This is a genomic window from Pseudomonas sp. ES3-33 (assembly GCF_000952175.1).
GTDB classification, from domain to species: domain Bacteria; phylum Pseudomonadota; class Gammaproteobacteria; order Pseudomonadales; family Pseudomonadaceae; genus Aquipseudomonas; species Aquipseudomonas gregormendelii.
The window spans coordinates 171400-197252 of the sequence record NZ_JZRI01000044.1; the positions used below are offsets into that span (position 1 = coordinate 171400).

Here is a 25853-nt window from a genome sequence, read left to right on the forward strand (position 1 = left end):
TCTTCATCGATAGTTGATGACTTCAAAGTGCTCGAGCCGCTAAACCGGCACCCAATAGCTGAACGACCACCATCAGGCCTCTGCGGCCTGATGGGCAAGTCGGGCCACGCCCTGCCCGCGCAAAAACTCCAAAACGATGACTAGGCGACTTACTTCTTATCTGCCCTAAAAACAACAACAGGCATGGTCTATGTATCGCACAGGTAACTTGGCATTATTCACCGTCGGCACGCTGGCGGCCGCAGTTCTTACTTCCAACGTCCATGCCGAGGAACAAGGTTTTCTGGATGACAGCTCACTGACGCTCAATACCCGTCAGTGGTACTCACACGAGGTCGGCCACAAGGCCACTTATTTCAAACTGCAAACACCAGACGGGGTACGCATACTGCGTGACCGCACGGCCTGGCTGGAAGGCTTCAGGCTCGACTTCGTCTCCGGCTTTACTCAAGGGCCGGTCAAGTTCGGGCTGGATCTTTCGACCTTCTCGGCAGTGGCGCTGGAGCGCAGCCGCATAGCGGCGGCGGGCGGCAGTAATCGATTGTTGGTCGACAAGGACGGCGATGTAGTCGATGACTGGAGCAAACTTGGCATTGCGGCGCTGAAGTTCAAGGTCGCCGACACACTGCTCAAGGTTGGCAGGCAGCAAGTCAGGACACCGATGATGTCTTACACCGACACCCGTACATTGCCTTCAACGTTCAATGGTGTGTCTCTGGAAAGTCATGACGTCGAAGGTTTGACGATCAAGTCTGGCTACTTCGACAAGGGCTCGCCGCGTACCGGGGCCGGAAGCCAGGATTTGAGTCCCACTTACGGTTCGCCCCTGGTCACCAGTGACTTTAACGCCTACGCCGGGGCCGACTATGTGTCGAGCGCTGGCTGGCGCAGCAGCGCCTATGTCTCCCGCTTCGATGATATCTGGGATCGCGAGTATTTGGGCCTGGGCACGAAAACCAACTGGGGATCGGTTAACGTCGATGTGCAATTGGACGCCTACAATACCCAGTCGAGTGGTCGCGAAATTGGCGGCACAATCGATCAGCAGGCCTACGGTCTAAGTATCACTCCCCAATGGCGCAACCACTCGTTGAAAATTGGCCTTCAACAGATCAAGGGCGACGAATATTTCGATTATCCCTTCGAGTCCAATGCCATCAGCCTGCCCAACACCATGATGTCCTTTTTCAACGGCCCCAATGAGCGCTCGATAGGGATGTTCTACAACAATGATTGGGTGGCCTATGGTCTGCCTGGTCTCAAGACAACGCTCTGGTACATCAAGGGCATGGGCATCGACGGCAGTCATTACGACGGTGGCCCGAACGGCATCTACAACTCGGTACTCAAGCAGCGCGGTGAGAGTCACTATGAAGTGGGGGCCAATGCCAGCTACACGGTGCAATCGGGCACTTTCAAGAACATCAGTCTGATCACCAGTTACTCTTCGCACCGTGCCAGTGAATATCAACTGGAAGGCAATCTTGATGAATTCAGGCTTATCGTCAATGTACCGATCAAGGTGTTCTAGTTTGTCACACCGCATGTTCGCACGATGAAACGGCGAAACAGCCGCAAGGTGCAAAACCGGCCTTGCGGCGCATCCACCTAGCAGAATCATTTTGCGCATCTGCAGGTAATGGATCAGTTCGAACAATGTTTTGGTCGCAGTTATCGGCCATGGCCGCGTGTGACACCCCCTTGCGCCAAATCCTCAGGGAAGTTGTCTTCTACCCGCTTTAGCCTGCGGCACGCTTTTCCGGCCTACCCCTGAACATCTGGCTCAACTGCATTCACTGCATCCAGCTGAGCGCTCATGCGATGCAAGAAACCAATTAGCGTTTCAATTTCTGCTTTCTCAAGATTTGCCAGGAGCAGCCTCTCTCTCTCAAGGGCCGTCACCAGCACTTGGTCATGCAGCTTACGACCTGACGGTGTCAGAGATACGGTGTATCGGCGAGCGTCCTCCACATCGACTTGCGTAGACACATGACCCTCGAGCTCTAACAACTTCAGCGCTCTGCTCACGGCACTTTTGTCCAGCCCAATGACCTGAACCACCCGGTTTGCGCTTATTTTGTCTTCTACAGCAAGCATTGCCAGCACCCGCCACTCAACGATTCCGATCCCGAAGTGCTTGCGGTAGCAAGCTGAAGCACCGCTCGCCATCTTGTTGGTCAGCGAGGTCAGCAATGCAGGAACGTATTGATCAAGATTCAGGGGAGAGGGTTGGGTCATGACGAATGGTTCCTGACAGTCGATATAATTAGTTGACACCGCAACCAAAATGCTTAGGATAAGAATCACACAACGATTGCACGTGTGCATCATAAGCGCGCGACAAAACAATAAAAAATTCAGAGGTACCGTGTAATGACTTTCCTGCTCCGATCCCCCTCTTGTTGATCTGCACGCTTAACGCATTTAGCCGCTAACGCCGGCACAACATCCGTTTGCCTTCAAACACTGCACATCCGCGGTGGGGTTACGCTCATGCTCGAAGTTTATGTATCTCGTAAAATATCTGAAGCTGCTGGTGTCTGCAGCTTCGAACTGTTGGCTACCAACGGTGCTGAACTGCCGGCGTTCTCTGCCGGGGCACATGTCGACGTACATGTGGCTCCAGGCATTACTCGGCAGTATTCGCTGTGCAACGCTCCCCACGAACGCGGCAGGTACTTCATTGCGGTACTTGACGAGCCCGCGTCTCGTGGCGGATCCAGAAGCATGCATGCCCATGTTTCAGTGGGTTCGGTTCTCTCCATTGGCATGCCCCGAAATCTCTTCGATCTAGACCTTTCAGGCAGGCGCTATGTCTTGTTCGCCGGTGGTATCGGCATCACTCCGATTCTCGCTATGGCGCACACCTTAATCGCAGCGGGCAAGCTCTTTGAGCTTCACTATTGTGGTCGATCCATTGAGCGATTGGCATTTCTGGGAATCCTGAATGAAGCGCCTTTCGCTGATCATCTCCGGATTCATGTTGATAATGGCCCGGCTGAGCAACGCCTGGATGCTGGTCGGATCCTGGCGAATCCAGTCGCTGGCGATCAGCTGTACGTCTGCGGCCCATCTGGGTTCATGTCACACATTCAATCCACCGCGAAGGCGTCTGGATGGCGTGACCAACAGATCAATCGGGAAGACTTTAGCGCCCCACCTCAGGTTCTCGAAGGCGATCGGCCGTTTGAAATCGAGCTGTCCCGCTCGGGTCGTGCACTCGAAGTTCCCGCGCAAAAGACCGTTCTTGAAGTGCTGCTTGAGCACGATGTGGAGGTTCAAAGTTCCTGCGAGCAAGGCATCTGCGGCGCTTGTATTACTCGCGTTCTGGCGGGTGAACCTGACCATCGGGATCAGTATATGAACGTTCTGGAACATGCTCGCAACGACAGCTTTACACCTTGCTGTTCCCGCTCTAACAGTCCACGCCTTGTGCTGGATCTGTGACCCCTGACAAGAACAACCTGAGAATCGGAGATCGCCATGAGTACGCCGCAAACCCAGTCCCTTGCCTATGAAGTTGGAGCACTGACCGAGCTACCCAAGTTCCCACTTAACCAATGGTACGTCGCAGGATTTTCCTGGGAGCTCAAGGACAAGCCAGTGGGCAGAACCTTGCTCAGTCATCCCGTTGTTCTGTTCCGCACAGCAGATGGTCAGGTGGCAGCCCTGGAGGATCGCTGCTGCCATCGAGCGCTGCCTCTCTCTCACGGTAGCCTGGAAGAGCAAGGCGTGCGCTGTGGCTATCACGGACTGCTGTTCGACGGTAAAGGACAATGCCTGGAAGTGCCCGGTCAGGCGAAAATTCCTGCCAAAGCAAAAGTTCCTGCTTATCACGTCCAGGAACGCGATCAGATCATCTGGATCTGGTTTGGTAGCACTGATCAACAGGAGCCCGCCAGTGAGCCTCCGGCATACGACATCCACACCGAGGGCGAATATCTCTTCGAAGGGGACGTTTACCACTATGACGCGCCCTACCAGCTCATCCATGACAACCTCCTTGATCTGAGCCATCTGGGCTACGTGCACCTGCGCACTATCGGCGGCAATGCGAAAATCCACATGAATGCGCAAATGCGTGTCGAAAGTGATGAGGCCACTGTGAAGGTGACTCGTCACCTGCCGGATTCGGTACCGCCCCCCACCTACACCGCAGCCTATCCTTTCCACGGCCAAGTGGATCGTTGGCAGGAAATCGAGTTCCAGGTGACGCATCTGCGCATTTGGACAGGGGCGGCTGATGCAAACACAGTGTCGCTCGATGACCCAAAGCGCGGAGGATTCCATATGCGCGGTTTCCACGGCGTGACCCCGGAAACGCAAACCACCAGCCACTACTTCTGGACGATCGCATCCAATCCGAAGAGCAATTCTAAAGAAGTGATGGCGAAGGTCGTCGAACAGACAGCCATGACCTTTGATGAGGATAAGGTCGTTATCGAAGCTCAGTACCGGAACATGCTCGAGTTCGGCCCCAAGCCGATGGTCGACATCCATGTGGACGTGGGAGCAAACCGCGCACGCAAGATAATCGAGCAACTCCGCAAAGCCTCTCGATGATCAATCAAGAAAACCGTCCAGAACAGCACTGTTGACCAGGTCTCACATTCTCATGAACACAAACCAGCCCGGTGAACTTCGCCTACGGGCATCGAAGGACTTTATGGATCTCGGAAACCACCTGCATCGTTGCGTCTTCGATCGTTCCTTCATTACGGCATAACACCCAGCCGTGATCTGCAACCGCTCGCTCGAACGCCTGGGTACAAGCGACCTGTTCTTCCAGCTTGTGGATCACGGTACTGCTCAGCCCACGCCGGCGTGCCGCGGCCCTCGCCCATGAAATTTCAGGGGTGGTGACAACTCCGACGTGCAGGTCTGGCACTTGTACGTTTCGATCAATGTTCAACTGGAGAATTTCCGCAAACGGGACTATCCGGCGAAACGCGGCATCAGACGGGTACCAGCGATCGATCAGGACGATGCTGCCTGGTGGCTGTTTAGCCAGCACATGCCGGGAAATCCAGTTACGGCTATCAGCCAGGCGCTCACAAACTTCCAATTCCAGATCCCGGGAGGGATGCCTGACGAGTTTGTTCACGAGGGCCATTGTTTCACCCCTGTAGGGATCGCTTTTTTTTTCGCAAAGCCGGATCACCATTTTGTTGTCTGCCCTCAGTACTTTCGTAACGGCCTCCAACAATGTGGTTTTTCCGGCTCCCTTGGGCCCATCCAGAGAAACAAACAGCGGACGATTCATTCTTCAAACAACGATTGATATACGATTTTTTGGCCCGGTTCGTTCGCTGCAACCGCTTGGCGCGACTACGCGAATCGAATGGAGGGTGCTTGAGAGTAGACATTGATCAACACTCTAACGTAGTTTCCGGCCGGCTGTATGCAGCATGCCGAAAGGTGTCATACCCAACTATGCGGCGCCAGATATGTGCTTCTCAGGATTTCACAAATGCCAGGAGGTCGGCATTCAGGCGCTCTTTGTGGGTGTCCGTAATGCCATGAGGTGCGCCTTCGTAGACGATTAATGTGCTGTTCTTGATCAGTTTGGCCGATGCGCGGCCAGCTGCATCGATGGGCACGATTTGATCGTCATCTCCATGGATGATCAGTGTTGGCACATCGAACTTCTTCAGATCCTGGGTGAAATCGGTTTCCGAAAATGCCTTGATGCTGTCATACGTATTTTTGTGGCCACCCAACATGCCTTGCATCCACCAAGCATTGATGACGCCTTGCGATGGCTTCGCACCAGGGCGGTTGTAGCCAAAGAATGGTCCGCTCGGGATGTCGATGAACAACTGCGATCTGTTGGCCAGGAAGGCTTCGCGAATGTCATCGAATACTTTGATGGGCAAACCGCCGGGATTGGCTTCGGTTTTGATCATCAGGGGCGGCACGGCGGAAATGAGCCCGGCCTTCTTCACGCGCTTGGTGCCATGACGACCGATGTACCTCGCCACCTCGCCTCCGCCCGTGGAGAAACCGAACAGGGTCGCGTCCTTCACATCCAGGTGGTCGAGCAACTGCGCAAGATCATCCGCATAGTGATCCATGTCATTGCCGTCCCAGGGTTGGCTGGAGCGGCCATGACCACGCCGGTCGTGGGCGATGCAGCGACAGCCGTTGGAGGCAAGGTGAAACATCTGCGATTCCCAACTGTCCGCGTCGAGCGGCCAGCCATGGCTGAAGACCACAACCGGGCCTGTGCCCCAATCCTTGTAATAGATATCTACGCCTTCTTGGGTGGTGAAAATACTCATGGTTTTACGCACTCCTTTGGAGGTTTTCTGGGTGGATGCAGGTGTAGCGGATTGCGAGGCCGCCAGGCTCAAGCCCGGCATCCAGGCTCCGATCGCCAGCACTGCGCCGCCCATGAGGAGCGCGCGCCGGGCTTCATCGATGTCGATTTTTTGTTTTGTCATGATTTCCTCGAACTGTTGCGATGACTGAAGCCTCACTGCGTGGACGATCAAGTGCGTATGCCCATAGCCCGATACGCTCATAGCATGCGCAAATCGATCAGATATGAACTACGTAAATTCGGCAATTTGAAAGGTTGCAGGTCGTTTTCAGAGTCTTACGATTCCATCGAAAATTTGTGCTATTTGCCTGTTTTACGTAGTGCCGCCATTGAGATCGCGAGAGTCTTTATCAATCTGACCGAGCTTGATAGCAGGTTGAAATGGAAAAGCCCCTGGCCACGCTCCCGAGTTGCAATCCCACGCCGCCGACCGCAGGGGGCGGCTGGCAGCAACTGACGCGCCAAAGCAACATCGCCAAGGTGATGGAGCTACTTCAACGTTATGAGGAGCGACCGATCGGTTTGTCACAGCTGTGCCGCGATGCGGGTGTGAGCGAGCGCACATTGCGCTCGATTTTCAAGGAGATGTTCGGTGTCGGGCCTAATCGCTACCTGCACATTCGACGCCTGCACCTGGTTCGAGTAGCGCTGTCGATCGCCGGTCCGGATACCGGATCTGTTGGTCAGATAGCTCTACGATTCGGCTTTACCGACAGTGGCCGCATGGCGTCCGACTACAACAGGCTGTTCGGTGAGTACCCCAGCACAACCCTGATGCGAACGCTGCGGTGAGCGCCGGCGTCTATGCAGAGGTCAACGCCTTCGCGTTTTTAAGCGATTGCGCCGGCAGCAATCCAAAGTACTGGCGGTACAAACTGGCGAACCGGCCAAAATCCCAGACGCCAAAGCGCGCACAGATACTGGTGATCGTATCCTCGGGGCCAGCGTGACGGATGGCGTCGCGAATCCCGTGCAAGCGGCGAATCATCAGATATCGGTGCGGGCTCATGCCCAGGTACTCGTTGAAGACATTGCGCACAGTACGTTCCGAGGCGCAGGTCGCCTGACAGATGTCTTCGGTATAAACCGACTGGGTCTCCAGCGTATCCAGTAACTCCAGCGCACGCTTGAGGATATCCTTGTGATCGCGATGGTGCCGTGGGGCGGCGTGCAGTGGGTCCACTGGCAGCAGCATGCGAAACACTACATCCATCACCTCCCGACGCGCGGCCTCCTCTGCCCCCTCGGTGTGCAGAACCTCGGGTGACTGGGCCTCGATCTGGAACAGACGCCGCGCCAGCCACAGCAACGGACCGAGATTGCGCTGGGCATTGCTGACCAGGTTGCGATGCAGTACGCAAAAGTCGAATTCATCTTCGCGCACCGAGGCCCAGCGCAGCACCAACTCGCAGGACATCGCCACCGTCAGCCAACTGGCCGGGCTTTTCGCGTTGATGTGGAACATGGCATTGGGCACCATCCAGCCGATGCGTCGGCGATTGAACGGATGGCCGTCGACCAAGGTGGTCTCATGCCCCGTCAGCGGCAGGAAGATGTTGAAGTAACCGGGCAGCCCAATGCCTGTGTAAACCGTACCCGCGCCTTCGCGCCCGCTCATCAGTGCCACGCCGTTCAAATCGACCACGTTGAGTTGCCAGTTGCGTTGTTGCCGAGTGCGCAGCACGTAGCGACCTTGCACCCCGTACAACGCCTCTTCGAATTCGTCGAATTCCGAGCAGATCAGTTGCACCGCCGCACCTCACCGGTCCCGAAACAGTGGAAGGCAGCCTCCGTGCCAGATCAGTCCAGGTGCTCAGCATAGACGACGAAAACGGCAGGCGGATGGAAGACCATGGCCGCCCATCCGCCTGCCCGGTGCAGTGGATCAACGGCTCAGGTATTCGCTGGTGGAAATGACCGGCGCGTAACCGAAACTCAGTGCAGCCATGAACGCGGCATGCACGTGCGCGGCGGGCACCTTGACCCCGTTAAACTCAAGATCGAGCGTGGCACAGGCGTCGTGCAGTACGGTGGTGGTGTAGCCGAAGTCGATCGCTGCGCGGGTCATGCCGTCCACGCACATGTGGCTCATATTACCGACGACCACCACTTCGTTGACCCCGTGCTGATCGAGTATGGCTTTCAGTTCGGTCTCACGGAACGAATTGATGAAGTGCTTAAGCACCACGGGCTCGTCTTCGCGATTTTTTGCGCTTTCGTGTATCTGCGCCCCCTCACTGCCGGGGCGGAAAAAAGGCGCATTTTCGTCCTTGAATTCGTGACGAATATGCACCACCAAATCGCCGCGCTCACGAAACCGATCAATCACTCGCGCCGCCTGGGCTGCCGCGTCCTCGACGTGCGAAAGAGCCCATCTGCCACCTGGAAAATAATCGTTCTGGATATCAACGACCACCAGTGCTTTCTTGTTCGAATCAGTACTGCCCATGATTTTTCTCCCAATCGCGTATTATAGAAATGGGTGGCCTGCAGGGCTTGTTCCTTCAAGTTGGCCGCACGCCCTTGGACTTACTTCGCATTTTCCAGTTCTTGCGCTACAAGACTCAGACCAAGTGCTTGCGCCACTCCATCACCGTAAGCAGGATCGGCCTTCGAGCAATTGACGATATGCCGATGCTTGATCATCACCGGAGCGTCACCCATAGCCCGTGCCGTATTCTGAAACAACAGGTGCTGCTGAAGCGGCGTCATGAGTCGAAAGAGATTACCGGGCTGCTCGTAATGATCTTCGACCACACTCTGATCCCAATGGGCCGCGTCGCCATCTAGCGACAGTGCCGGCTCGTGGAGTTGCCGGTGATCCTGCCACTCGCCAAAACTATTGGGAAAATAGGACAGCGTTGAACCGAGGTTGCCGTCAGTGCGCATGGCACCATCGCGGTGGTAACTGTGGAATGGACACCGTGGCGCGTTGACCGGGATATGATTGAAGTTCACGCCCAGCCTGTAGCGCTGCGCATCACCATATGAAAACAGGCGAGCCTGAAGCATTTTGTCTGGCGAAAAACTCACGCCAGGCACAACGTTAGCGGGCGAAAATGCCGCTTGTTCAACCTCGGCAAAATGGTTTTCAGGGTTCCGGTTTAGCTCCAGTACTCCTACCTCCTGAAGTGGAAATTCGCCATGTGGCCACACTTTGGTCAAGTCAAAGGGGTTGTGACGATGGGTACGAGCCTGTTCCTCTGTCATGGTTTGTATGCACAGTTTCCAGCGTGGAAATTCGCCGCTCTCAATGCATTCATAGAGATCGCGCAAGTGACTCTCGCGATCACTGCCAACGACATCCGACGCCTCACCGTCACTGAGATTGGTGATGGTCTGCTGGCTGACGAAGTGAAACTTGGTCCATACACGCTCATTGTGGGCATTGATCAGGCTGAAGGTGTGGCTGCCGAAACCATGCATGTGCCGATAACTGGCGGGTATGCCGCGATCGCTCATGACGATTGTTACCTGATGCAGCGCTTCGGGCAGCAGTGTCCAAAAATCCCAGTTGTTGGTTGGCGAGCGTAGCCCGGTGCGGGGGTCGCGCTTGACCACATGGTTCAGGTCGGGAAACCTTAGCGGATCGCGGAAGAAGAACACCGGGGTGTTGTTGCCAACGATGTCCCAGTTACCTTCGTCGGTATACAGCTTTACCGCAAAGCCGCGAATGTCTCGCTCCGCATCGGCCGCGCCGCGCTCCCCCGCCACCGTGGAAAAACGCACAAATGCCGGCGTCTGCTTGCCGACCTCGGCAAATAGACTGGCTTTGCTGAAATGGCTGATATCGGCGGTGACGGTGAAGGTTCCGTAGGCACCGGCACCCTTGGCATGCATGCGCCGCTCCGGAATAACTTCCCGGTCGAAATGTGCCAGCTTTTCCAGCAGCCAAATATCCTGCAACAGCGCAGGCCCGCGTGGCCCGGCAGTCTGGATATTGAGGTTATCGACAACCGGGGCGCCGGTGGCGTGAGTCAGGTTTTTATCGTTCATCAGGTTGACCTCTCAGGGCACTAACGAAGCAATTCGACCAGATCGCTAGTGGTAACGATGGCATGCGCGTATGTCGGTCCATTGATCTCATGCGCCGCGTTCGGCGTTATTGGGCCCTTTAGGCCTCAGGGCTTTTCCTTGGCATTCCATGTCCCCGGCAAAGAAAGATCACCCGATGCGACATCCCATACCGAACTCACACACAGCAGCGGGTCGTGCAGGTCGGCGTTAACCTTGAGCCCTGCCGTCACACCGTCGTATTTGAAGTTATCGGGAAATCCAACAGCTGCCAGGGGCACTTGGATAGTCACTGTGTCCTTGCCGACATTGAGTCCATAACCTGGAGAATCGATATACAGCGGAACGCCAGGCCAAGTCGCCGGCATCTTCGGTTTCATTCCTTCGGGAATATCACGGACTTTCAGACCGCTGGGCCCACAACTGGCTTCTTTGGTCAGGACGACCCAATGGGAATGCCACAAGCCACCATCATTGTCTTTTTTGCCGTCGTTGTTCTCATCCAGCTGCGGGGTATCGTCGAAGTCAGGGTGCGACGTCAGTGCCAGCGCGAGGATCCCGGACTTGGCTTCGAACCCTACGGCGTCGCTGCCCAGACTGGTTGGCCAGACATAACTGTAAACGTCCGAACCAGCGAATTTTCCGGTGGATTTCGGCGTGCTACTGCCCGCTGTTCCGGCGACAACTTGCTGAAAGACAAGATTATCGCCTTCTCGATAAATATGCGTGTGGACCAGATCAAACGCAGCATCTGATTGGCCTTTAGCGCTGTTGATGCCCCCCGGTTCATGGGCCATCAAAGGCAAGCTCACCGCTGAGCACATAATCAAACACGATAAACGTCGCATGCTTCGCCCCTCGAATTAAATGATTCGATCAGTGCACCGGGGGCTTTCGCGTCAGTTTCGCCAGCATTATTTAGTCCGGTAACTGCTGGTAGCACTCAGCCGTTTGGCACCATTGGTATCTTGTGAACGAGCGGATGATCCGGAAATACCAACACGCGAGCTACGTAAAAACGGCAAATTGCGAGGAGCGCGCCTCTGATGATGAACACGTCACTGGAGCGGATATCCGCTAAATAAGGAATGGATGATATTTTGACGAATTCAGGATGCTAAAATCGAACTGCGCCGTTGACAGTTTTGTCACAGCGAAGCCGCCAATCCAGAAGTTGCTGCTGCAATAGTCAGCCGGGGTTACTTCATCATTGAGCTACAGGTTGCTAGGAGAAATCAGATGAAAGCGTATCAGCCCCTGAACTGCGACCTGCATGACTACCTGGAGATAGCCTGTATGCACCATTACGACTTGCATATCGAACTGCTCCGAGGACCGGCTTTCGTGGCCAGGGCGCTGACCACACGGACCGCTCCGAGCAAGGAAGAATTTCTCGTTGTGGAGAATGAAGGCGGCAAGGTCGAGTTACGACTCGACCAATTGCTGGCAATAACACCACTCGACTCCAATGCCAGTTTCGGTCGAATAGCGCTCGCAGGGGCCTAGCAACAAGCCCGCCCCCGCACCCTACCGACAGACAATCCCAGCGAGTACGAGGGGGAGTAAAGCCATGAGGGTACGTGCCAGCTGGAAGTCCTCTACGCCTGGCTCAGCGGCGCAGGAACCGACTCACTAACAGCACCACTGCTGCACCTATCGCGAGTGCAGCCACCGGTTTTTCCTTAACAAACGTCGATACGTTGTCGAGTGTGTCGCCATAGGTTTTGGTCAGTTGACCAGCAACCTGGTGTCCAGCACCTTCAGCTTCAATCTTCGAATCGCCCAACAACCTGCCGACCGCGCTCTGCGCCTTGCCGGCGAGTTTTTCCGCAACACCTTCGACCTGTTCACTCTTCATGATTCACCCAACCTTTGCGTGTAAGTGGCCAGCTCAGGGTCGACCCAAGCCAGGGGATATTTGCACAGCGTTAGGGGGATAGGCGTAATGATAAGTTCAAAGTTGATGACTCATTTCGCGAAGAGCTGACTCATATCCTTGAACGCCTTGAACTCAAGGGCATTACCGCAGGGGTCAAACAAAAACATGGTGGCTTGCTCGCCGACCTGCCCCTTGAAACGAATGTAGGGTTCGATCACAAACTGCGTGCCAAAAGACTTCAGGCGCTCGGCCAGTACTTCCCATTCTGCCCAGCCCAAGATGATGCCAAAGTGCGGAACAGGTACGTCATGGCCGTCTACCGGGTTGCTATGGACGCTGTCCTGGGAAGTGGTTTTCGGGTGTTCGTGAATAACCAGTTGGTGGCCATAAAAGTTGAAGTCGACCCATTGGTTGCTGGAACGACCTTCCTCGAGGCCGAACACTTCGCCGTAAAAAGTGCGTGCAGCAGCGAGATCGTAAACGGGGATTGCGAGGTGGAAAGGCGCGAGGCTCATCAGAACTCCAATACAGTTGTTGTTGGCCAGGAAGCAGCGATTGCGCACTCAACCAGGTCGTGAAATCCCATGTTGGCGCAGTTTGCGATACAGCGTATTGCGGCTAATCCCCAATCGGGCGGCAACACGAGCGACGTGCCAGTGTTCCGCCTCAATCAAGGTTAGCAGCGTCTGCCGTTCCGACACTCCCAGTGGGTTCTCGGCCAACACGGCAGGCGCTGCCGGCAGCAACTCCGCCACGTCTTGCAGAGTGACACGTCCCTCCAGCGCCAATGCGACCAGTGTGCGCAGGCACGTGCGCAGTTGCCGGACATTGCCCGGCCAGGGATGCGTCAGCAAGCGTTCTCTCACGCCTGTCTCCAGGCGAATCCTTGTACCTTTTGACTCTTCGCGCAGCAGCAGGTCGAGTAACCGGCCCTTGTCCGAACGCTCACGCAACGGCGGCAGCTGCACGGCGAAGCCGGCGACGCGATAAAACAGATCTTCGCGAAAACGCCCCTCGGCCACACAGGCTTGCAGATCCTGGTGGCTGGCACAGATAAGCCGTATGTCGAGCGCACGTACCGTAGCGCCGCCCAGGGGCACCACCTGACGCTCCTCCAGCACACGCAGCAGCCGGGTCTGTAACGCGAGTGGCATATCGGCTATTTCATCAAGGAACAGAATGCCGCCATGGGCCTGCTCCAGCTTGCCGATCATCCCGTCCTTGCGTGCGCCGGTGAAGCTGCCACCGCGATAGCCGAACAGCTCGCTCTCGATCAGCGTTTCTGGAATGGCCGCACAATTGATCGCCACAAACGGTTGACTGGCTCTGGAACTGGCGCGATGCAGCGCTGCGGCAAAGGCTTCTTTGCCGGTACCGGTTTCGCCCTGTAGAAACACCGGTACGTCACGCTCCAGAACTCGTAATGCGCGAGCAAAGCCACGTTGCAGGCGCGGGTCTTCCAGGCACACGTGCACGTCGTTGACCGGGGCAGTTGCAGGCGTGACGAGAGGCGCATGGCGCAAGGGCTCTCGCAACTGTCCGTAGAACTGGCGTCCGTCCAGAAGGCGCATTGGCCAGCAGACACTCGGTTGCGAGCTGGCTTGACTCATCACCTGATCGATAGGCGTCTCCAGCAGCATCGTCAGCGATTGCCCCACCACCTGCTCACGGCTGAGGCCCAGCAGGTTCAGCGCAGCATGATTGACTGAATGGATACAGGCACTTTCGTCAAAGCTGAGCAGCCCTTCGCCCAGCAGCCCGACGAAGCCTGCTTCAGGGTGAAAACGCAGCAAGTACCGTTGCGGATCATGCCCCAGGAAATAACAGCTCTCGATCAAGTTGGCTGTGAGGTTGGTCAACGCCATGGCTTTGAAGTGCTGCTGAAGACCCGGTTCCTCGCGCACGGATGAGAGGTTAAGAACGGCGAGCAACTCTCCGCTCGCATCGAATATGGGGCTGGCCGAACACGTCAAGCCGGCGTGCTTGCCACGGAAGTGCTGATCACGACGGATGGTGACGTGCTGTCGCTCGACCAGGCAGGTGCCGACACCGTTGGTGCCCTCGCAATCCTCGCTCCACACCGAACCAAGCCACAGTCCAGAACGCTGGAATTCGACTCGTTCGGATTCGTTGAACACGCTGTCAATCGCCACACCACGAGCATCGGTGAGTAGCACCACGTGGCCGTCACCCCCCAGTTGGTGGTGCAGGCTGGTCATCTGCCAGTGCGCTACGGAGATGATGTGTTCCAGGGGCGCGCGGTGATCCAGCAGGCGTGGGTGCTCAACTACATTCGGCGCGCGGCGGCTGGCGGGATCGAGCTGATGCTGATCCAGGCAACGACGCCATGACCGGGTAATAGCCAGGTCAGTCGTATGGCCATGGCTGGCAGGGATGCCCTGTACAGCTTGCAGCACCTGTTGTGCATGGGCGTTGATAAAGGCCGGCTTCATTGTTCTTGTTCTCCGCTACGGTCAGGACACGGGGCTGTTGCCAGCTTATAGGAAAAGCCGACCGAGAGCGCCCCATGCACCGCGTGACACTCTGTCATCCACCATTCCCTAAATCGTGACATAGACCCGAGTCAAAGCCTGAGCCGCAGCGCTTCAGCCGCTCTGCAACGGGCCTCTCATAAAGGTGGCCCGAGCCTTGCTCCAGGGCAAGTTGTCACAAAAACAACAAGAACGGGAGAAGCCCATGAACATCGCTGTCGAAACACCCCTGCACACGCCAACTGCCCAGCTCGCGGGCTGGGTCGACAACCTCGGCGAGCGTCTCGCCCAACGCGACCTGGACGGCGCGCTGCAATTGTTTGCCGAAGAGTGTCACTGGCGTGACCTGCTGCTTTTCAGCTGGAACCTGGTGACCCTGGAAGGCAAGCCTGCTATCCGCGACATGCTCGAAACACGCCTTGATCAAACTCGGCCCGAGCAATGGACACTCGAAGGTGATGCCACGCTCAACAACGGTGTGCTCGAAGGTTGGATCAGCCTGGAGACCGCTACGGCGCGAGGTAAAGGCTACGTCAGGCTGAAGGAGGGCCTGTGCTGGACGCTGCTGACCACCATGCGCGAGCTCAAAGGCTTTGAAGAACCCAGGGGCCGCCGTCGCCCGATGGGTGCCAATCATGGTCACGCCCATGCCGACAAACGCAACTGGCTGGAACGCCGTCGTGACGAAGAAGCATCACTGGGCATCACCACCCAGCCGTACTGCCTGATCGTGGGTGGCGGCCAGGGTGGGCTGGGGCTCGCCGCACGGCTCAAGCGAATGGGCGTGCCAACGCTGATCGTCGACAAGGCCGAGCGTCCTGGCGATCAGTGGCGCGGCCGTTACAAGTCGCTGTGCCTGCATGACCCGGTCTGGTACGACCATATGCCCTACCTGCCCTTCCCCGATCACTGGCCGGTCTTCACCCCAAAAGACCAGATCGGCGACTGGCTGGAGATGTACACCAAAGTCATGGAGCTCAATTATTGGCCGCGCACCGAGTGCGTGAGCGCCAGCTTTGACGAGCAAAGTGGCACCTGGACGGTGGACGTTCAACGCGATGGTGAGCGCGTGACGCTACAGCCTGCCCAGTTGATCCTCGCCACCGGCATGTCTGGCGTACCCAACGTTCCTGTTTATGCGGGTGCCGAGGTTTTCAACGGCCAGCAGCATCATTCCAGCCGCCATCCCGGCGGAGACGCCTGGCGCGGCAAGCGCGCGGTGGTCATCGGTGCCAACAATTCGGCTCACGATATCTGCGCCGACCTGGTGGAGAACGGCGCCGAGGTGACCATGGTGCAACGGTCCAGTACCCACATCGTGCGCTCCGATAGCTTGATGGATCTGGTCTTCGGTGGGCTCTACTCTGAAGACGCCCTGGAGTCAGGCCTGACCACGGACAAGGCCGACATGCTGTTCGCCTCGATCCCTTACAAGGTGATGCCAAGCTTTCATCAACCCGTCTTTGCCGCGATCAAGGAGCGTGACAAAGACTTCTACGAGCGCTTGACCAAGGCCGGTTTCATGCTCGATTTCGGTGACGACGAGTCTGGCCTTTTCATGAAATACGTACGCCGTGGTTCTGGTTACTACATCGACGTGGGCGCCTCGGAACTGATCGCTAACGGGACGATCAAGCTCAAGAGCGCGCCGGGCCTGGGTGTGGAACGCATCGAAGCAGATGCCGTCGTACTCAACGATGGCAGCCGACTACCGGCCGACCTGATTGTCTACGCCACGGGCTATGGCTCAATGAATGGCTGGGCGGCGAAGCTGATTTCCCAGGAAGTCGCGGACAAGGTCGGCCGCTGCTGGGGCTTGGGTTCAGGGACCACGAATGATCCTGGCCCGTATGAGGGCGAACTGCGCAACATGTGGAAGCCCACGCAGCAGCAAAACCTCTGGTTCCACGGTGGCAACCTGCATCAGTCACGGCATTATTCGCTGTACCTGGCGTTGCAGCTGAAGGCGCGTTTTGAAGGCATCGACACATCCGTCTACGGCCTGGCGAGCAGTCATCACACTGGATGAGTAAAATGGCGCCCGGCCGGGGTTGGGCGCTTCTCCATGAGCATCAGGCTGTCCGTCCTCCGGCCCATTAACGGGTCAGATTCAAACCTCCAGAAGCCGCTTCGTCATCGTCATCGACGTTTGCAAAGATTGCCCCGTGCGCTGCAGCTTGTTCAGCAAACTGGCACCCAACCAAAGTTGGTAGAGGGTTTCGGCCAGCTGACGAGCGTCGGCATCCGGAAGACTTTTATCCAGCTGGCCCTGTTCCAGGCAAGTCGTGATGCGCGCAACGATGCGCTCAGCGCCATCGCGTAGCGTGAGGCGCATCGATTCGGAAAGGTCGGCGACCTCTGCACTTAACTTCACCACCAGGCATTCGTCGCCATGGCCCTCCAGGGTGCAGCGGTTCTGCCAGCCCTGCCAGTAATCCATCAGCCGCTCGAAGGCATTGAGCCCGGGCAGTGTCAGACGTCTTTCCATGTCCGACAGGTAGCCGACAAAGTAATCCTCAAGCAGCGCCTGCCCGTAGAATTCCTTGGATTTGAAGTAGTGATAGAACGAGCCCTTGGGCACACCGGCAGTCTGCAGGATTTCGTTCAGGCCAACGCTGGTGAAGCCCTTTTCGGCCATCATTCGGTGGCCGGTATCGAGCAGGTGTTGGCGGGTATCGTCGTAGGTCGGTTTCATGGGGCGCAAAGTACCAAACAATAGACCAGTCGTATATTTCTGATGGGCAGGAGTTTGCCATAGAGTGCGGTCGGAAACACACCTGAAAGAATTTACTAGACGACTGGTCTAATTGGAAACTATGCTGTGCCCCTCACTCCTTCCCGGGTGTCGAAGGCGAACCCGTCCTCGGACACCCGACCAACACAGGGCGCCCTATGAAAATCTTGATGGTTCTGACTTCCCACGACCAACTTGGCAACACTGGCAAGAAAACCGGTTTCTGGCTCGAAGAGTTCGCGGCCCCCTACTACGCCTTCAAGGATGCAGGTGCAGAGATCACCCTGGTGTCGCCGGCCGGCGGCCAGCCACCGCTCGATCCAAAAAGCGATGAGCCCGGTGCGCAGACCGCCGAAACCGACCGGTTCCGTCAGGACCCTGCAGCGCAATTGGCACTGGCCCATACCGGGCGCCTGGCCGATGTCAGCGCTGACAATTTTGATGCCGTGTTTTACCCCGGTGGACATGGCCCGCTGTGGGATCTGGCTGAAGACAAACATTCCATCGCCTTGATCGAAGCCTTCGACCGCAGCCACAAGCCCCACGGCTTCGTCTGCCACGCGCCGGGCGTACTGCGTCACGTCCTCGCTGCTGATGGCAAGCCGTTGATTGAGGGTCGGGACGTGACCGGTTTCACCAATGCTGAAGAAGCAGCCGTGGGCCTGACGGAAGTCGTGCCGTTCCTGATCGAAGACGAATTCCAGCGTCTGGGCGGGCGCTTTTCCAAGGTGGCCGACTGGCAGGTTCATGTCGTCGCTGACGGCCAGTTGGTAACGGGTCAGAACCCTGCCAGCTCGGCGGCCGTCGCCGAAAAACTGCTGAAAATGCTGGCCTGACGGATATCAACTCACTGCCCAGGCACCGTGCGCGTGTTTGCACACGGTGTTTTTTTCGCCCCATCTATATTTGACTGGTCTAATACCCAGCGAACAGGTATCTCATGAAAAACAGCGCTTACTTCACACCCGTCACCCTCGGCCGGCATACCCTGAAGAACCGTATCGTTCTGCCCCCCCTCACCCGCCAGCGCAGCTCGCAACCGGGCAATATCGCCAACCCGTTGATGGCCGAGTATTACCAGCAACGCGCCAGCGCCGGCCTACTGGTCACTGAGGGCACGCAGATCGAGCCTAGGGGTCAGGGATATGCCTGGACGCCCGGCATCCACACGCCTGAACAAATCGCCGGATGGCGCACGGTCACCGAGGCTGTTCATGCCAAAGACGGCGTGATCTTCGCTCAGCTCTGGCACGTCGGGCGGGTGTCTCACACCGCGTTGCAACCTGAGGGTGCGGCACCGGTGTCAGCTTCCGCGATCGCCACCGAGCGTGTCAGCGTATTTATTGAAACAGCGCCGGGTGCCGGTGCGCTTGTTGCGCCATCCGCTCCGCGAGCGCTGAGCACGGATGAAGTCCAGGAACTGGTTCAGTTGTATATCCAGGCTGCGCGCAATGCGATGGACGCCGGCTTCGACGGCATCGAACTGCACTGTGCCAACGGCTATCTGGTAAACCAGTTCATCTCTGCTCACAGCAATGTGCGCACCGATCAGTACGGTGGCTCTCTGGGCAATCGCCTGCGTTTTCTGCGTGAAGTGGTGGCGGGCGTCGCCGAGTGCATCGGCCGGGAAAAGGTCGGCGTGCGTTTCGCGCCGCTGTTCACCACCACCGATGAAGCGCGGACCTATCTGGGGATGGTGGAGGAAGACCCGCACACGACCTACATCGAAGCGATCAAGGTGCTTGCAGATGTGGGCATTGCCTACCTGTCCATCGCCGAAGCCGACTGGGACGACGCGCCGATGATGCCGCACGCCTTTCGTCGTGCGGTGCGCGATACGTTCAGTGGCGCGATCATTTATGCCGGACGTTACAACGCCGAATCCGGCGCGCAATTGCTTGAGTCAGGCTTGGCAGACCTGGTCGCTTTCGGCCGCCCGTTCATGGCCAATCCGGATCTGCCTGCGCGGATCGCCCACGACTGGCCGCTCAACCCACTGAACCCGGCTACGGTCTACGGTGGTAATGCCGAAGGCTATGTGGATTACCCGACCTACGAGTAATCCCCTGGTTTAGCACCGCGCTCCCATTTCCCCGGGGGCGCGCATTTCCCCCTATCTCCCTTCCGTTGCCCTCCCGCGCTCTTGATCTGACGTTCTCGTTTCTACACAAAAAAATGGCTGACGCATTGTCAGGGGTTTTTTTTCAGCCTATCTTGATTAAAACCTATACAGATCAGTTACTATCGTACAACTATTAAAGAATGGACTGGGCAAGCCCGCGTTGACGATCCCTACTCCATACGCCGCGTACGACGCTGCAGCCGGCAAGTTGCATTGCGCAAAAACCGCGGCTTCATCTTTCGGCAGGTACCAGAAACCTGTACACCACGAGGCACCTGTACAAGCATGTAAGGCAACAAAATTCACCCTCAGCACCTGCTCACCCAGGGAGAACGGCAATGACCCGACGTTTGGTTTTACTGGCTTTGGTACTCAGCATTGCGAGCTGTGGCAGCGTGGATGTCGCCCACTATGCGGATCAGCAACCGGCATTAAATCTGGAGCGCTTTTTCAGCACACCGGTCAAAGCCTGGGGGATGTTTCAGAAGCGTTCCGGTGAGGTGGCCAAGCGTTTCGAGGTCGACATCGTCAGCCGTCGTGAGGGCAACAACCTGATTCTCGATGAGCGCTTCCTGTACAGCGACGGCACCCGCCAACGCCGCGTCTGGACCCTGACGCCCGAGGGCCAGGGACGTTGGAGCGGTCGCGCCGATGACGTAGTGGGTGTCGCCAAAGGCGAAATCGCCGGCAATGCCTTGCGCTGGCGTTATCGCCTGAACCTGCCGGTTGACGGCACAACCTATGAAATGAGCATGGACGACTGGATGTACCTGATGGACGAGGACACGTTGATCAACCGCACCAGCATGTCCAAGCTGGGCGTCGAGGTTGGCCAGGTGACGTTGTTCTTCCGGCGCCAGGGTGCAGGAGAAACCCATTGAACGCGTTCACCATGAACTCCCTCGGCGATGGATATCGCGCCCTGGTGATCGGCGCGAGTGGTGCCCTGGGTACGGCTTTTTGCGAGCTGCTCGGCAAGGACCCTCGATGTGCCGGGGTTCGCCAGCTGGGGCGCAATACAGTGCCCGCACTGGATCTGGAGCAACCCGAAACCATCGCCAGCGCCGCCACTGAATTGGCAGCGCAAGCGCCCTACCAGTTGATCGTGCACGCCGCCGGCCTGCTCCATCGTGACCAGATCAAGCCGGAAAAAAGCTACAGCGCGATTGAGCATGAGGCGCTGCAGGCCGTGTTTCAAGTGAACGCGCTGGGGCCGGCGCTGGTGTTGCGGCACTTTTTGCCGTTGCTTGATGCCCGGGGCGCGATGGCGGTGCTCTCGGCGAAAGTCGGCAGCATCGGCGACAACCGTTTGGGTGGCTGGTACGCCTATCGCGCCTCCAAGGCCGCGCTGAATATGCTGATCAAGACCGCCGCCATCGAATTGGCCCGTACTCGTCCGCAGAGCCGACTGCTGAGTCTGCACCCAGGCACGGTCGTGTCGGGGTTGTCGCAACCATTTCGAGGGGCCACCAGCGCACGTCCGGCGGACGTTGCCGCAGCTGAACTCTTGAGCCTGATTGATCAGTTGACGCCGGCCGATAGCGGACATTTTTTTGCCTACAACGGAGAGCGCCTGCCCTGGTAGGCAGGGAACAAGCATGAATCTGCAGACGCTGGACTGAACAGATATGAACAAGCGCCATCGGTTGTGCCTGGTCCTGGGTGACCAGTTGTCCTTTGACTTGGCTTCCTTGCAGAAACTTGATGCCCAGTGCGATACGGTGCTGCTGGTCGAGGTCATGGAAGAAGCCAGCCATGTCCCCCACCATCCGCAGAAAATCGCGCTGATTTTCAGTGCCATGCGCCATTTCGCCAAGGCCCTGCAAGAACAGGGTCTGCAAGTCGAGTACGTGACCCTGGATGACCCGCAAAACAGCGGTTCGGTGGCGAGTGAATTGCGACGCTGGCAACAGCTGTTGCAAGCAGAGGAAGTACACGTTACCGAGTGCGGGGACTGGCGGCTGGAACAGGCGCTCAAGGACTGTGGCCTGGCCATCCATTGGCACGCCGACACGCGCTTTGTGTGCAGTCGCGCTGAGTTCGGCACTTGGGCGCAAGGCAAAAAGCAGTTGCGCATGGAGTTCTTCTACCGCGAGATGCGGCGCAAGAGCGGGTTATTGCTCAATGGCGACGGCTCTCCAGTAGGCGGCGCGTGGAATTTCGATGCCGAGAACCGCAAGGCCCTGCCCAAAGGGGTGAAAGCGCCCTACCCGGTGCACTTCAGTAACGACGCCATCACCTGCGATGTGCTTGCGCTGGTCAGGGCGCGCTTCAACCATCACTACGGCGCACTCGACGACTTCGACTATCCGGTCACCCATGCCGACGCACAGGCGCTGTGGGCGTATTTTCTGGATTATGGCCTGGCAGGATTCGGCGACTATCAGGACGCCATGGCCAGTGATGAACCTTTTCTATTTCATGCGCGCATCAGTGCGGCGCTCAATATTGGACTGCTGGACCTGCGTCAGTTGTGCAGCGACGTGGAAGCTGCATATTGGGCGCACCGGATTCCACTCAATGCCGCCGAAGGCTTCATTCGCCAGCTCATCGGCTGGCGCGAATATGTACGGGGCGTCTATTGGCTGAAAATGCCCGATTACGCCGATGGCAATCTATTCGGCAACAGCCGGCTCCTTCCAGAGTTCTACTGGACGGGCGACACCCGAATGAACTGCATGGGACAGGCGATCGGCCAGAGCTTGAAACATGCCTATGCCCACCATATCCAGCGGCTGATGGTGACCGGCAACTTCGCACTGTTGGCCGGCATCGCGCCGAGCCAGATTTGCGAATGGTACCTGGCGATCTACATGGACGCCTTTGACTGGGTCGAACTGCCCAATACGCTGGGCATGGTCATGCACGCCGACGGCGGTTACCTGGGTTCCAAGCCTTATTGCGCCAGTGGTCAGTATATAAAGCGGATGTCTGACTACTGCCGTAACTGCGCCTACAAAGTCAGTGAGAGCACAACGGACGACGCCTGTCCTTTCAATTCACTCTACTGGCATTTCCTGATGCGTCATGGCGACCTGCTGCGCAGCAACCAGCGCATGAGCATGGTCTACAAAAACCTCGACCGCATGACCGAGCCCAAGCAGCAAGCGCTGTGGGAGCGGGGCCAGAAACTACTCGCCAAACTGGATGCCGGGGAGTCGCTGTGAAAAAGAGTGAGCTCCCGGTCAAAGTTTGCGCGGTCTGCGGATTGCCCTTCGCCTGGCGCAAGAAATGGGCGCGATGCTGGAACGAAGTGCGTTATTGCTCGGAGCGTTGCCGGCGATTTAGGAGCTCCTGCCTTACTAACGCCGTTACGGCTCGTTCGGCATCCGCGATTCGTATCTGATTTCACAGGTTTCCGTACATCTGACATCGACCTGCATAGCTTTCCGTTGGCTTGAAGGAAATGCCAAGCAGCCTATATCCACTGAGGTATGCATGTTCAACTCGACTATCAAAAAAGAACTGGCCGTCAGCCAGCGGCGCTTGGCTGACAGTGAAGCCACCCTTGCAGCCTTAGGTGGCTCCATGGCCCTGATTGAGTTCCAGCCTGATGGCACGATCCTCAGTGCCAATCGCAACTTCCTGAAGGTAATGGGCTATAGCGTTGAAGAAATCCAATCCCGGCATCACCGCTTATTCTGTACGCCGAAATACGCCAACAGCGCTGCTTATCAAAGCTTTTGGTCACGCCTGGGTAATGGCGAGTTCATCAACGACCGCTTCCTGCGCCTGGACAAACAGGGGCGTGAGCTCTGGCTGGAGGCCAGCTATAACCCTGTTCGCGATACCACCGGACGGGTGATCAAGGTCGTCAAGATTGCGACGGATGTAACTGCCCAGGTTCAGAAGGAACAAGAGCAGGAGAGCCAGATCAAGGCGATTAACCGGTCCATGGCAACCATCGAGTTCAACCGGCAGGGAGAAGTCGTCAGCGCCAATGAAAACTTCCTTGCAGTGATGGGTTACCGCTTGGAAGAGATTGTTGGCAAGCACCACCGGCTGTTCTGTGAGCGTAGCGAAATCGAATCCCCCGATTACTGCCAGTTCTGGGAGCGCCTGAATCAGGGCGAGTTTTTCTCAGGCAGCTTCAAGCGCCTTAACAACCAGGGACGCGCAGTCTGGTTACGTGCCACTTACAATCCGGTGTTCGACGCCAACGGCGATCTTTACAAAATAGTCAAGTATGCGAGCGATATTACGGATCAGGTTCTACAGCAGGAAACCGAGTCACGAGCAGCGCGCATGGCTTATGAGACTTCACTGAAAACTGACGATACAGCCCACGAAGGAGCCCGTGTAGTGCAGGACACCGTGGATGTCATGCAAAGCCTGGCCGACGAATTGAATCACGCAGCCGAAGGTGTCAATGCCGTCAGTCAGCAGTCGGAGATAATCAGCAGTATCGTGCAGACCATCCGTGGGATTGCCGAGCAGACGAATCTTCTGGCGCTCAATGCGGCCATCGAAGCGGCTCGTGCCGGAGATCAGGGGCGAGGTTTTGCCGTGGTTGCTGACGAAGTGCGCAACTTGGCTGCACGTACTAGTCAAGCCACTGTGAAGATTGTCGAGGTGGTGCAGCACAATCGTGAGTTGGCCACGGGGGCAGTGGCCAGGATGGAGGCGAGTAAAGACAAGGCAGAACAAGGCGTCAAATTAGCCGGTGAGGCGGGTCAAGTGATTCTCGATATTCAGGACAGTGCTCGTCAGGTCGTACAGGCGATCAGCCATTTCGCCTCGACATTAGCACGCTGACACAGCCATCAGCAGAGCACTTTAATACAGCCTGAAACGCTGGGCAGCGTTGTGGCGCCCACCTCTACGACGGGGCCGCCCCCATTGATAACAACTGTCGCGACAAACAGGGGCGGAGCGTTGCCGGCGGTTCAGAGGCAACCCTCCCCTGAAACAGCCCTAACGGAAATCCAGCCAGTTTGAGACTCCCGAACTCAGCGAAAGGCAGCTCGCATAGCGCTTGCACGCCTTGACGCTGGTCGACTCCGCCGGCACCGACATCTTTACAACCAACACCAGGAGAAACACTACTAACAAAGGAAAGGTGTAGGCATTTTTTATTTTCATTTTGTATTCCCTCATTGCCTTCAAATCGGACCTGAGTCATCACCATGGACTCAAGGGTGGCTGTGTCCTTGGGAGCGGCGCCTTGGAGAGTATTCACTTGCTTCTCGAAGGCGCCCTGCTCCCTCTATCAGCGCTCGTCGACCGTTATGAACTCGCGACGCAGCGCCATTGACGCGGGCACGTCGTCCTCATTGGTGAAGAATTGCTCATACCACTCGCGCAACTGATAGACCGGCCCGTCGGTTTCTGCGAGCACCGGCTTGTCGATACGGATTTTGTGCTTCCAGATCACCACGTCCTGGTAGAACGAGTCCCGGTTGCCCTGGACATACGCCCTGGCCACTTCCTGGTTTTGCTCTTCCGTCCAGCCCGGTACGCGCTTGACCATGCAACCAAAGCGCAAGTCAAAACTGTTTGGCGTCACTGGCACATGGCTGTTGAGCAGAATGGCGTGGATCCGCGCATCGCCGAACATGGAACTGATATGGGTGAAGTGAGTGGCCGGACCGTAGTAGGCCGATGGTGCGATCAGGTCACCGCCCAGGCGCTCGGAGTCACCATGAAAAATCTGATGGCCGATATGCCCTTCGAAAATGTTGGCGAAATACTTGGTTGGCGTACCGTGCACCGGCCCAAAATGCTGGGCATCCACCAGGTTATCGACCAACTCCCGTGGGTTGGTTTCGATCAGCATGGTGTCGATGTTCCAGTTATGAATCCAGTCCGGGTCGTCCATCTCAGGGAGGTGCGGAATGATCACGCCCTCTTTGGGCGGACGGCCTTCGGGGTTGTTCCAGACGAACAACAGGTTGTTCTCCTCGCAGGTCAACCAACTGCGCGTCTTGGCCTTGGGAGGAATGCGCTTGCAGTAAGGGATCTCCACGCATTTGCCGCCGGTGTCGTACTTCCAGTGATGGAACGGGCATACCAGTCTGTCGTTCTCGATGGTGCCCTGTGACAGGTCGGCGCCCATGTGCGGACAGTAGGCATCGAGAATACTGATGACGCCCTGGCTATCGGCAAACGCCACCAGCCGAGTGCCGAAGATTTCCAGGGTATGAGGCTTGCCATCACGGTAATCGTTGGCATTGCCCAGGCAGTGCCAGCCGCGCGCGTAACGGTGGGTACGCTGGGCATTCTCGATGTTGATTTCAGCGAGTTTCGTCATTGTTATTATTCCTCAAATGCAGACTTCGGGGCAGGCGATG

General features: G+C 57.1%; 24 protein-coding genes and 2 pseudogenes. 14 read left to right on the plus strand and 12 right to left on the minus strand.

All coding sequences use genetic code 11. The features are described from left to right. Positions 1 to 190: 190 nt before the first annotated feature. Positions 191 to 1531, plus strand: coding sequence for an OprD family outer membrane porin (locus tag UB23_RS06400; RefSeq protein ID WP_045058482.1), 1341 nt, complete (start codon positions 191 to 193; stop codon positions 1529 to 1531). A gap of 233 nt (positions 1532 to 1764) precedes the next feature. Here the strand turns inward: UB23_RS06400 and UB23_RS06405 are convergent, their stop codons facing one another. Then, complete coding sequence (locus UB23_RS06405; RefSeq protein WP_045058483.1) at positions 1765 to 2238, minus strand: MarR family winged helix-turn-helix transcriptional regulator; 474 nt, start codon at positions 2236 to 2238, stop codon at positions 1765 to 1767. Between the two features lie 255 nt (positions 2239 to 2493). Between UB23_RS06405 and UB23_RS28320 the strand changes: the two genes are divergently transcribed. Then, positions 2494 to 3447, plus strand: coding sequence for a PDR/VanB family oxidoreductase (locus tag UB23_RS28320; protein ID WP_082069137.1), 954 nt, complete (start codon positions 2494 to 2496; stop codon positions 3445 to 3447). A gap of 36 nt (positions 3448 to 3483) precedes the next feature. Beyond that, positions 3484 to 4563 carry an aromatic ring-hydroxylating dioxygenase subunit alpha gene (locus tag UB23_RS06420; RefSeq protein WP_045058486.1) on the plus strand — a complete coding sequence of 360 codons (1080 nt, stop codon included), beginning with the start codon at positions 3484 to 3486 and terminating at the stop codon, positions 4561 to 4563. An 82-nt stretch (positions 4564 to 4645) separates the two neighbouring features. Here the strand turns inward: UB23_RS06420 and UB23_RS06425 are convergent, their stop codons facing one another. Beyond that, complete coding sequence (locus UB23_RS06425; protein ID WP_045058487.1) at positions 4646 to 5263, minus strand: dTMP kinase; 618 nt, start codon at positions 5261 to 5263, stop codon at positions 4646 to 4648. A 193-nt stretch (positions 5264 to 5456) separates the two neighbouring features. Next, on the minus strand, positions 5457 to 6281 hold the full coding sequence (locus UB23_RS06430; RefSeq protein ID WP_045058663.1) for an alpha/beta fold hydrolase: 825 nt from the start codon (positions 6279 to 6281) through the stop codon (positions 5457 to 5459). 422 nt (positions 6282 to 6703) lie between these two features. Here UB23_RS06430 and UB23_RS06435 point away from each other — a divergent pair, with 422 nt between their 5' ends. Further along, positions 6704 to 7114, plus strand: a complete 411-nt coding sequence (locus UB23_RS06435) for a helix-turn-helix transcriptional regulator (protein ID WP_052672973.1) — start codon at positions 6704 to 6706, stop codon at positions 7112 to 7114. 10 nt (positions 7115 to 7124) lie between these two features. On the opposite strand, the gene UB23_RS06440 is transcribed toward UB23_RS06435, so the two are convergent. From UB23_RS06440 to UB23_RS06455, 4 genes are all read right to left on the minus strand, one after another. Next, complete coding sequence (locus UB23_RS06440; protein ID WP_045058488.1) at positions 7125 to 8072, minus strand: helix-turn-helix domain-containing protein; 948 nt, start codon at positions 8070 to 8072, stop codon at positions 7125 to 7127. A gap of 135 nt (positions 8073 to 8207) precedes the next feature. Further along, a complete protein-coding gene (locus tag UB23_RS06445) occupies positions 8208 to 8771 on the minus strand; it encodes a cysteine hydrolase family protein (protein ID WP_045058489.1) in 564 nt (187 codons plus the stop codon). Between the two features lie 80 nt (positions 8772 to 8851). After that, positions 8852 to 10318, minus strand: a complete 1467-nt coding sequence (locus UB23_RS06450; protein WP_045058490.1) for a catalase — start codon at positions 10316 to 10318, stop codon at positions 8852 to 8854. A gap of 125 nt (positions 10319 to 10443) precedes the next feature. Continuing rightward, positions 10444 to 11184, minus strand: coding sequence for a hypothetical protein (locus UB23_RS06455; protein ID WP_045058491.1), 741 nt, complete (start codon positions 11182 to 11184; stop codon positions 10444 to 10446). Between the two features lie 391 nt (positions 11185 to 11575). Between UB23_RS06455 and UB23_RS06460 the strand changes: the two genes are divergently transcribed. Then, a complete protein-coding gene (locus UB23_RS06460) occupies positions 11576 to 11842 on the plus strand; it encodes a Rho-binding antiterminator (RefSeq protein ID WP_045058492.1) in 267 nt (88 codons plus the stop codon). 103 nt (positions 11843 to 11945) lie between these two features. On the opposite strand, the gene UB23_RS06465 is transcribed toward UB23_RS06460, so the two are convergent. The 3 genes from UB23_RS06465 to UB23_RS06475 all read right to left on the minus strand — a co-directional run bounded on the left by UB23_RS06465 (position 11946) and on the right by UB23_RS06475 (position 14668). Further along, positions 11946 to 12194 (minus strand): CsbD family protein, encoded by a 249-nt coding sequence (locus UB23_RS06465; protein WP_045058493.1) that lies wholly within the window; start codon positions 12192 to 12194, stop codon positions 11946 to 11948. A gap of 110 nt (positions 12195 to 12304) precedes the next feature. Further along, positions 12305 to 12730 (minus strand): VOC family protein, encoded by a 426-nt coding sequence (locus UB23_RS06470; RefSeq protein ID WP_045058494.1) that lies wholly within the window; start codon positions 12728 to 12730, stop codon positions 12305 to 12307. A 48-nt stretch (positions 12731 to 12778) separates the two neighbouring features. Further along, entirely contained in the window at positions 12779 to 14668 is a 1890-nt protein-coding gene (locus UB23_RS06475) for a sigma-54-dependent Fis family transcriptional regulator (RefSeq protein WP_045058495.1), read from the minus strand. A 244-nt stretch (positions 14669 to 14912) separates the two neighbouring features. On the opposite strand from UB23_RS06475, the gene UB23_RS06480 reads away from it, so the two are divergent. Continuing rightward, the gene (locus UB23_RS06480) at positions 14913 to 16736 is read left to right on the plus strand and encodes an NAD(P)/FAD-dependent oxidoreductase (protein ID WP_045058496.1); all 1824 of its coding nucleotides are present in this window, start codon (positions 14913 to 14915) and stop codon (positions 16734 to 16736) included. A gap of 81 nt (positions 16737 to 16817) precedes the next feature. Here the strand turns inward: UB23_RS06480 and UB23_RS06485 are convergent, their stop codons facing one another. Further along, the gene (locus UB23_RS06485; protein ID WP_045058497.1) at positions 16818 to 17402 is read right to left on the minus strand and encodes a TetR/AcrR family transcriptional regulator; all 585 of its coding nucleotides are present in this window, start codon (positions 17400 to 17402) and stop codon (positions 16818 to 16820) included. A gap of 197 nt (positions 17403 to 17599) precedes the next feature. On the opposite strand from UB23_RS06485, the gene UB23_RS06490 reads away from it, so the two are divergent. The 8 genes and pseudogenes from UB23_RS06490 to UB23_RS30675 all read left to right on the plus strand — a co-directional run. Further along, positions 17600 to 18277, plus strand: a complete 678-nt coding sequence (locus UB23_RS06490) for a type 1 glutamine amidotransferase domain-containing protein (RefSeq protein WP_045058498.1) — start codon at positions 17600 to 17602, stop codon at positions 18275 to 18277. 104 nt (positions 18278 to 18381) lie between these two features. Continuing rightward, a complete protein-coding gene (locus UB23_RS06495) occupies positions 18382 to 19503 on the plus strand; it encodes an alkene reductase (protein WP_045058499.1) in 1122 nt (373 codons plus the stop codon). Positions 19504 to 19901: 398 nt separating this feature from the next. After that, a complete protein-coding gene (locus tag UB23_RS06500) occupies positions 19902 to 20444 on the plus strand; it encodes a DUF3833 domain-containing protein (protein WP_045058500.1) in 543 nt (180 codons plus the stop codon). Positions 20445 to 20455: 11 nt separating this feature from the next. Next, positions 20456 to 21148 carry an SDR family NAD(P)-dependent oxidoreductase gene (locus tag UB23_RS06505; RefSeq protein WP_045058665.1) on the plus strand — a complete coding sequence of 231 codons (693 nt, stop codon included), beginning with the start codon at positions 20456 to 20458 and terminating at the stop codon, positions 21146 to 21148. A gap of 43 nt (positions 21149 to 21191) precedes the next feature. Next, on the plus strand, positions 21192 to 22730 hold the full coding sequence (locus UB23_RS06510) for a cryptochrome/photolyase family protein (RefSeq protein WP_045058501.1): 1539 nt from the start codon (positions 21192 to 21194) through the stop codon (positions 22728 to 22730). Further along, positions 22727 to 22909, plus strand: a complete 183-nt coding sequence (locus UB23_RS28325; protein ID WP_082069139.1) for a DUF2256 domain-containing protein — start codon at positions 22727 to 22729, stop codon at positions 22907 to 22909. Before UB23_RS06510 ends, UB23_RS28325 begins: the two co-directional genes overlap by 4 nt. A 182-nt stretch (positions 22910 to 23091) precedes the next feature. Next, positions 23092 to 23775, plus strand: a pseudogene (locus UB23_RS30670) (PAS domain-containing protein); the annotation flags it as partial. A gap of 108 nt (positions 23776 to 23883) precedes the next feature. Further along, a pseudogene (locus UB23_RS30675) lies at positions 23884 to 24318 on the plus strand (methyl-accepting chemotaxis protein); the annotation flags it as partial. Between the two features lie 454 nt (positions 24319 to 24772). On the opposite strand, the gene UB23_RS06520 reads toward UB23_RS30675, so the two are convergent. Beyond that, positions 24773 to 25813 (minus strand): Rieske 2Fe-2S domain-containing protein, encoded by a 1041-nt coding sequence (locus UB23_RS06520; RefSeq protein ID WP_045058503.1) that lies wholly within the window; start codon positions 25811 to 25813, stop codon positions 24773 to 24775. Positions 25814 to 25853 lie beyond the last annotated feature (40 nt).